Below are 2,747 nucleotides of genomic sequence, written 5' to 3'. Positions count from 1 at the left end.
GAACGATGGCTTCGCTCGGGACCAGCGCGATGGCTTGAACTGGGACCACCCTGTCGCTGGTTGATGTTGTTGTGGATGGTGACGGATCGGGGTTGGTGGCGCGGCTGTCGTCGCGGAGCGAGCCGTAGGCGAGCGCAGCGGCGATAGCCGCGTGCACGCCATCCGGACCGTCTCGCGGTCAGGTGGCCTTGCGTCGGGCCAGGCCGTGACGGAAGCGCCAGGATTCGGTGCCGGTGTCGATGATGTGCGCGCGGTGGGTGAGCCGGTCGACGACGGCCTTGGCCATCCGGGCGTCGGGGAACACCTTGGTCCACTCGCCGAACGGAAGGTTTGTGGTCACGATCAGCGACCCCCGCTCGTGCAGTTCGGAGAGGACCTGGAAGACCAGCTCGGCTGCACCGTCGGGCAGGGTGAGGTAGCCGAGCTCGTCCAGGCAGACCAGCTCGGTGCGGGCGTAGCGGCCGACGACGCGGGCGAGCTCTTTGCGACTCTCGGCCTCTTGCAGCTCGTTGGCCAGCGCGGCGAGGGTGGTGAACCGCACGCGGCGTCCTTGTTGGCAGGCGCAGACCGCGAGCGCGATGCAGAGGTGGGTCTTGCCCGTGCCGCTATCGCCGATCAGGATCACGCTGTCGCGATCCTCGATCCAGGAGCCCTCGGCGAGCGCGGCGATCGTGGCCTGCGGGATCTTCGGGTTGTCTGAGAAGTGGAAGTCCTCAAGTCGCTTGATCTGCGGGAAGCGGGCGTCGATCAGCCGGCGCTTCTCGCGCCGCTCGGCTCGCTCGGTCATCTCCGCTTCCAGCAGCGCCGCCAGGTAGGCCACCGGCGTCTGTTGTTCGCGGACCGCCTCCTCGGCCATCTGTCGGAACCGACGGCGGACGGTCGGGAGCTTGAGCTCGACAGCGTGGGCGTCGATCAGCGCCTCCAATGCCGCGGTTCGCGCGTTCTTGGTGGCAGTCATCGCGCACCGCCGATCAGCCGGTCATAGCCGGACAGGTCGGGCTCGGGTCGGTCGTGCGCGGCAAGACGAGCTTCGAGCCCGTCGAGCCTGGCAACCGGAGCCGGGGCGCCAGTCCGCCGGGCGAGGACGCTGACGGCGCGGCCGTCGATCGCGCCAGCCGCCAGCACGCCCCGGACGGCCAGCTCGACGGTCGCGGGCCCATGCTCGCGGCAGAGCATCAGCACGTCGACCATCTGCTTGTCAGCTTCCGACTCACCCCACCGCGCCCGCAGCGCAGTCCACAGCTCATCGAACGTGCCTGGCCAACTGCCGCGGTCGCGTTCCTGGGCCAGCGGCAATGACCGAGCGAGCGCGCCGGGCTTGCGAGCGAGCAGCTCGAGATAGTGATCGAGCGTCGCGCGGGTGCCGTGTTTGCCGTGCAGCCGCTCGTGACAGGCGACCTGGCGTTCGCGGTGCCACACCCGGATCTCGCTCGCGCCGACCTGCGCGCTCACCTTCAGACCGGCGAGCGCGACGGGGACCGAGTACCGGTTCTGACGCACAGTGATCAGCGCCTTCGCGTCGACCCGCACGACCGTGGTCTCGGTCGCGTCGAACGGCACCGGCAACGCACGCAGCAGCGGCCGTTCCTCGGCGAGTTGCTCGGCGACGGTGCCCGGCCGCCCCGTGATCCGCCGACCGAGACCCTGCTCACATGCGTCGACGAGCAGCTGGTTGAGCTGGCCGATCGACCCGACCGCCGGGACCGGGACGAGGTGGTTGCGCCGAAACCGGCCGACCTCGCCCTCCACACCGCCCTTCTCGTGCGCGCCCTCGATCCCCGGGGTGGTGAAGATCGAGTCAAACAAGTAGTGCGAGCGCATCGCGACAAACCGATCGGTCTCCACCCGCCGGCGACCGCGCAGCACCTTCTTCACCGCCGAGCCCAAGTTGTCGTATCTGACCTCGGCGAACACCCCACCAAACCAATCGAACGCAAGCACGTGGCCTTCCAGGAACGCCTGCTGGGTCTGCACCGGCGAGGCCACCGAGAACGCCGCCCCCGAGAAACACGACCGCATATGGAACACGTGCACCCTCGTCCGGGCGCCCGCGAGATCGACGTCGGCCTCGCCCCAATCGACCTCGGCCGTCCGCGCGGGCGCGTGGACCTGCGGCACGAACACCTGCCCAACCGTCAACCCCAGCTCCCGCCGACGCTTGTGCACGTGCTGGCGCACCGTCACCTCTGCGACCTCAACGCCGTGCTCATCGACCAGTCGCTTCCAGATCCGCTTCGCGGTATGCCGCTGCTTGCGCGGCGCCACCAGGTCGGCGATCAGCCACTCATCGATCAGCTCGCGGTACTCACCGAGCTTCGGCGCGAACCGGTTCTCCGGCCGCTTGCGCGGCGGCGGAACTGGCGACGCCAACGCCTGACGGACCGTCCCGCGACCGACCCGATACCGCGCCGCGAGCGCCCGCTCTGACAACTCCTCACGATCACGGTCCCTTCTGATCTGCTCGAACAACTCCACTCTGGACCCCACTTTCCGGCCGCCTCCGATCCACGCTCGATGAGCGCCAGATCGTCAGCCGCCAGCCGGACGGGGCGGTACCGAATCAGACCATCGCACTGGTACCGAATCAGAGCATCGTTCTCACGTACTGACGTGTGTGCAGCCGACCCGACCTTCCGGACGAGTCATCGAGGTCAAACAGCTCAGCGGGCTCGAGCCTGACATCGCCGACGCTCGGTAGGTCCAGCATGTACCGATAGGAAGAAGCCTCTCGCAGCTGAACTGCGGGC

General features: G+C 68.5%; 2 protein-coding genes. Both read right to left on the bottom strand.

Features of this window, described 5'->3' with window-relative positions; genetic code table 11:
• Positions 1-178: 178 nt before the first annotated feature.
• On the bottom strand, positions 179-958 hold the full coding sequence (gene istB / locus VGH85_21045; GenBank protein ID HEY2176302.1) for an IS21-like element helper ATPase IstB: 780 nt from the start codon (positions 956-958) through the stop codon (positions 179-181).
• Positions 955-2,475: an IS21 family transposase gene (gene istA / locus VGH85_21040; protein ID HEY2176301.1), complete on the bottom strand. Its 1,521-nt coding sequence runs from the start codon at positions 2,473-2,475 to the stop codon at positions 955-957. The genes istB and istA overlap by 4 nt, the downstream gene beginning before the upstream one ends.
• Positions 2,476-2,747: the final 272 nt, after the last annotated feature.

The sequence above is a fragment of the Mycobacteriales bacterium genome (genome assembly GCA_036497565.1).
Classification (GTDB): domain Bacteria; phylum Actinomycetota; class Actinomycetes; order Mycobacteriales; family QHCD01; genus DASXJE01.
This window is presented reverse-complemented; position numbering and strand designations above follow the sequence as displayed.